This is a genomic window from Deinococcota bacterium, from assembly GCA_030858465.1.
In the GTDB taxonomy this organism is placed as follows: domain Bacteria; phylum Deinococcota; class Deinococci; order Deinococcales; family Trueperaceae; genus JALZLY01.
The window spans coordinates 1-5,299 of the sequence record JALZLY010000171.1 but is presented as its reverse complement, the minus strand read 5'-3'; the positions used below and the strand labels follow the sequence as shown (position 1 = coordinate 5,299).

The following is a 5,299-nucleotide window of genomic DNA, read 5'->3' as shown; positions in this document are numbered from 1 at the left end:
GTGTCATCTCACGCAGTATCATCTTATAGGGAGAACCGCCATGAAGAAGAGACTGAATCCGCTGCTGCACTGCTCGCGTCCGTGGCTGCTAGGGGTCGTCCTCCTGCTGATCGCGCTAGGGAGCGCTCAGGCCCAGGACGAAGAGGTCATCGTCATCGGCCACGCCGAGATCGCGGAATCTTACGATCCCGCGCACGCCTTCAACCCGACCAGCGGCATGGTCCACCGCGTCACCTACGACACCCTGGTGACCTTCCCGGATGCGGACGCAAGTTCTATCGAACCTCTGTTGGCGCAGTCTTGGTCCATTTCCGAAGACGATCTCGTTTACACCTTTGAGCTGCGTGACGATGTCACCTTCGCCAATGGCGACCCCTTGCAGGCCGAAGACGTAGTTTTCTCCTTCAACCGGCTCAAAAATACCAGGGCCCAGCCCTCCTTTCTCGCCGATCCCATTGTTTCGGTCGAGGCTGCCGATGACCTCACCGTGGTCCTCACCCTGACGGCGGCGCGTCCCTCGTTGCTGGCGGAGCTGACCAACAGCGCCTTCTCGGTCGTCAATGCCGAGCTTGTCCGGGAGAACGGCGGCACGGACGCCGAAGACGCCGCCGAAACGGACGCCGCCCTGGACTACTTGAACCAGACTTCGGCGGGTACCGGTCCCTATAGGCTCGAGAGCTGGACCCCCCAGGAACGGACGGTCCTCGTTCGCAACCCCGATTACTGGGGCGAGCAGCCCTTTTTCGACCGGATCGTCATCGTCAACATTCCCGAGGCCGCCACGCAAAGGGTCGCCTTGGTGTCGGGAGACATCGACCTGGCGACCGACCTGACGCCCGATCAGGTGGCCGGTCTCGCGGGCAATGAAGACATTGACATCTACCTTGGGTCCGGCACCTGGACCCACTTTCTCCTCATGAACCGCGATCCCGAGGTCGGAGGCCTGCTGGCTGACCCTCTCGTGGCGCAAGCCGTGCGGTACGCCCTGGACTATCAGGGCTACCGCGACCTGTGGGCAGGCAGCGTTACGCCGGGCAGCAACATGTGGGTGGGCCTGGCCGGCGCGTATGCTCAGGATAAGGCCCTCGAGCGCGACCTCGACCGGGCTCGTGAGCTCCTGGCGGAGGCCGGTTACCCTGACGGCTTTGAGATCACGCTGCAATATCCCGACTTGACCTTTGCCGGGGTCAACCTCAGCACCAACGCCCAAAAGATTCAAGCGGACTTGGCGGAGGTTGGTATTGCTGTCAGGTTGCTCCCCGGCGAGGTCCAAGTTGCGCTCGAGGGCTACCGGAGCGGCACCCAGGGCTTTGCCTACTGGTTCTGGGGACCCGACAAGCTCGACCCGGTGGATTTTCTCGAGTTCCTGCCCGGCGGCAAGGTCGCCACGGAACGCGCCCGCTGGACCGAAGACGGGGTCGACGAGGAGATCCTCGAGCTGATCGCCAGAGCCAACGAAGAAACCGATCTTGCTGCCCGCACCGAAATCTTCGACCAGCTTCAGGATTTCGCACAGCAAAACAGTGCCTTTGCGCCCTTTAACGTGCCCGCCATCCAGACGGCCTTCCGCGCCGACATCGAGGGCTATGTCTGGCATCCGCAGTGGAGTGTGGACCTGTCTTTGCTGAGCCGGTCGCGCTAGAGCCATGAGTTAAGGGAGCGCCCGCTCCCCCAAGCCCCTCCATGCCACTCTACAAGTACATCTTCAGGCGTATCCTGTTCGCGATTCCCCTGATCCTCGGGATCACCGTCGTCGCTTTTCTCATCGCCAACGCCATACCGGCGGACCCGATCAACGCCAACCTGCCGCAAAACGCCCTCGGCAACGAGCGACTCGTGACCGCCTTCCGGGAGAAGTGGGGTTTGGACAGGCCCCTGCACATTCAGTACCTCACCTATCTGGGCAACCTGCTGCAAGGTGACATGGGCGTGTCCGTCAAAACCAGAAACCCGGTGCTGAATGACATCAGGCAGTTTCTGCCGGCGACCGTCGAGTTGGCGACCATGTCGATTGTTGTCGGCCTGTTGCTGGGGATAAGCTTCGGGGTGGTATCGGCGGTGTGGCGCAATTCGCCCCTCGACTATCTGGTGCGCATCTTTGCCCTGATCGGCGTCAGTTTCCCGGTCTTCTTGCTCGCCCTGATCGGCCTGTCCGTGTTTCACGCCCACCTTGGCTGGGTCGCGGGTCCCGGCAGGCTGGGCTTTTTGGTGAACAGGCCGCCCCAGGTGACTGGCCTGTTCACCATCGACAGTCTGCTGGCGGGTCAGTGGGCGACCTTCCGTGACGCCGTCTCCCACCTGATCCTGCCGAGCCTGGTCCTCGGCGGCTACGTCTCGGGCATCATCGCTCGCATCACCCGCTCCTCGCTTCTGGAAGTTCTCGGCACCGATTACATCCGTACTGCTCGAGCCAAAGGACAGCTCGAGCCCCTGGTCGTCTTGCGGCACGGGCTCTCGAACGCCCTCATTCCCGTCGTCACCCTGTTGGGTGTGCTCTACGGCAACCTGCTGGCTGGCGCGGTCCTTATAGAAGCCATATTCGCCTGGCCCGGCATCGGCCGTTACGCCTTTCGGGCTTCGACCTCGCAGGACTTCCCGGCCATCATGGGCGTGAGCATGCTCATCGCCTTTATCTATGTCATCGCCAACTTTATCGTGGACATCCTCTATTTTTTCCTCGATCCTCGCATCAGGTACAGCTGACGCCGTGATGATCAGGCCAACCGAAACGCTTAGGGCTGGGCCGGCGGGCTCAGCCTCACGTAAACGCCTCAGACAACTAGGCAAGCATCCGGAGGTCATCGTCGCTCTCGTGGTGGTGTTCACGTGGTTTGCGATCGCCTTGTTCGCACCCCTGCTCGCCCCCTTTCACCCGCTCGAGCAGAACATCACGCACCGCCTGCAGCCTCCAAACGACGTCTATCGCTTGGGTACCGATGAACTGGGCCGAGATATTCTCAGCCGCGTGCTCTACGGCGGGCGGATAACGATACCCGCGGGCCTGGCCGTCATCCTCATCAACAGCGTGATCGGTTGGCTTATCGGCGCGCTTGCCGGCTTCGCGGGAGGACTGTGGGACGAGGTCATGATGCGCGTGACCGAACTCTTCATGGCCTTCCCGACGATTATCCTGGCGATGGCCGTGACCGCCGCGCTGGGCCCGGACATACGCAACGCGGTCATCGCGCTCGTCCTCGTTCGCTGGACGGACTACGCCCGGCTGACCAGGGGCCTCATCATCGAAGCGAAGAGCGCCGAATACGTCGAGGCCGCCCGCAGTCTCGGCGCCAAGAACCGCTATCTCCTCTTCCGAACGCTCCTACCCAACAGCGTCGCTCCGGTCGTCGTCTACGGCTCGCTCGATATCGGCAACGCCATCCTCCTCTTCGCGGGGCTCAGCTTCCTGGGGCTGGGGCCGGAACCCTCCTCACCCGAGTGGGGGCGGATGATCTCCATCGGGATCAACTTTTTCGACCAGTGGTGGATGTGGCTTTTCCCCGGCCTCGCCATCGCCAGCCTCGTCATGGCTTTCAATTTTATCGGCGACGGGCTGCGCGACATGCTCGACCCACGGACGCGCTCCTAGGTTCGTGAACGGATATAGCGCTGAGCGCGCATACGCTATGATTCGTCAATGAAGCTCGACTACCTCGACAACGTCATTATCGGCTGCTGGCAGCTTGCCCAAGGGCACAGCAGCCAGCAGCTCGTGGGCCTGGAGGTGCTGGAAGCCTATTATGAGGCCGGCTTTCGCGTCTTCGACTGCGCCGACATCTACACGGGCGTGGAAGAGCTGCTGGGAACGTTTATCAGGACAAACAAGCTCAGCCCCCAAGACATCGCGGTTCACACCAAATACGTGCCTGATCTGGTCGCCCTTTCCTCGCTGAGCCCACAGCAAACCGAGCGGGCGATAGACAGGTCGCTCGCCCGCTTGGGGCTCGAGCGCTTGGACCTGGTGCAGTTCCACTGGTGGGATTACCGGGTGCCCGGCTACCTCGAGACCTTAGACAGCCTGGGCGACCTCAAGCAAAGGGGCAAGATACGAGAAATCGGCCTGACCAACTTCGACGCCCGGCACCTCGAGGAAATCATCGCTCGGGGCATCTGTGTCGCGTCGCTGCAAACGCAGTACTCCATCCTCGACCGTAGACCCCAAGGGCGCCTTGCCGGGCTCGCCAAGGACCACGGTATCGCCCTGCTCTGCTACGGAAGCGTCGCGGGCGGGCTGCTGTCCGAGCGTCATCTCGGCAAGGAAGCGCCGCAAGAGCCCTACGAGAACAGGTCGCTCGCCAAGTACATGCTCATTCTCGAGGAGATAGGTGGCTGGGACGCGCTGCAAGACCTGCTCGAGGTGCTCGGGGAAATCGCGGCGGCAAGACATACGGACGTCGCCACCGTAGCCTGCGCCTACTGCTTGCAGCGAGAGGCGGTGCGCGCCTGCATCGTCGGCGTGAGAACTGTAAACCATCTCGCACAACACCTGGCGCTTCGTGACGGCCTCGAGCTCTCCCCAGGTGACCTCGGCAGGATAGAGAGCGTAAGAACCAGCTTCGCGGAGGTTCCAGGCGCGGCCTACGAACTCGAGCGTGATAGAGACGGCAAGCACAACAAGATCATGAAGTTCAACCTGAACCAAAACCAGCCCTGATGCCTAAGCCCCTGATGCCTAAACCCCTGATGCCTAAGACAAGGACATTCAAGCTCTACGATCTCAAGGTAGAGATCGTGAGCGTCAAAAAGGGCCTGGAGGACATCTGTAATCATCACGTGGGTGACTACTTCGAGCTGTCCGGGGAAAACCTGAGCATCCCTGCGGGCAAGACCTTCAGCATGTACGCTCTGGCGTCGGTGCTGCCCTTATTGCCCGCCAAGCAGCGCGTGACCGATGAGAACGACTGGATGACGATGGATGATCGGGTGATGTGCCCGGACCCCAACTGCGAAGCGGTGATGAAGGTCATGCGAACCGGCGTCCGGGAGTTCAAGACCGAGGACGTCACCCTTATACCCAAAAAGCTCTCTTGACGGGCCTGCGCGCGGGCTCATAAGCTCGGCGGCTGGCCTTCACATTCGGCCTTCACATTCCTGGTTCTAACGGAATCTGTTGCTCGAGGTGGAGTTGACGCACGGGTGTTGCGCTGTAGAAAACCGTAGTCCGACCAGAAGCATGACCAGTACGGTATTGCATGACAACCAACGTCATTTTGCCATTCTTCAGATGGGCTTATGAGCTATGTTATTGGTACTCAAAAATGTCGTTCTAGACGCAAAGGCTTGGTAGCAACAGAAAACGTTA

General features: G+C 61.0%; 5 protein-coding genes. All 5 read left to right on the top strand.

Going from position 1 to position 5,299, the window contains the following annotated elements; all coding sequences use genetic code 11:
• The first annotated feature begins 40 nt into the window (after nucleotides 1-40).
• On the top strand, nucleotides 41-1,642 hold the full coding sequence (locus M3498_08735; protein MDQ3459365.1) for an ABC transporter substrate-binding protein: 1,602 nt from the start codon (nucleotides 41-43) through the stop codon (nucleotides 1,640-1,642).
• A gap of 41 nt (nucleotides 1,643-1,683) precedes the next feature.
• On the top strand, nucleotides 1,684-2,703 hold the full coding sequence (locus M3498_08730; protein ID MDQ3459364.1) for an ABC transporter permease: 1,020 nt from the start codon (nucleotides 1,684-1,686) through the stop codon (nucleotides 2,701-2,703).
• Nucleotides 2,704-2,818: 115 nt separating this feature from the next.
• On the top strand, nucleotides 2,819-3,586 hold the full coding sequence (locus M3498_08725) for an ABC transporter permease (GenBank protein MDQ3459363.1): 768 nt from the start codon (nucleotides 2,819-2,821) through the stop codon (nucleotides 3,584-3,586).
• A gap of 48 nt (nucleotides 3,587-3,634) precedes the next feature.
• A complete protein-coding gene (locus M3498_08720) occupies nucleotides 3,635-4,651 on the top strand; it encodes an aldo/keto reductase (protein ID MDQ3459362.1) in 1,017 nt (338 codons plus the stop codon).
• Nucleotides 4,652-4,665: 14 nt separating this feature from the next.
• Nucleotides 4,666-5,028, top strand: a complete 363-nt coding sequence (locus M3498_08715; GenBank protein ID MDQ3459361.1) for a TIGR04076 family protein — start codon at nucleotides 4,666-4,668, stop codon at nucleotides 5,026-5,028.
• Nucleotides 5,029-5,299: the final 271 nt, after the last annotated feature.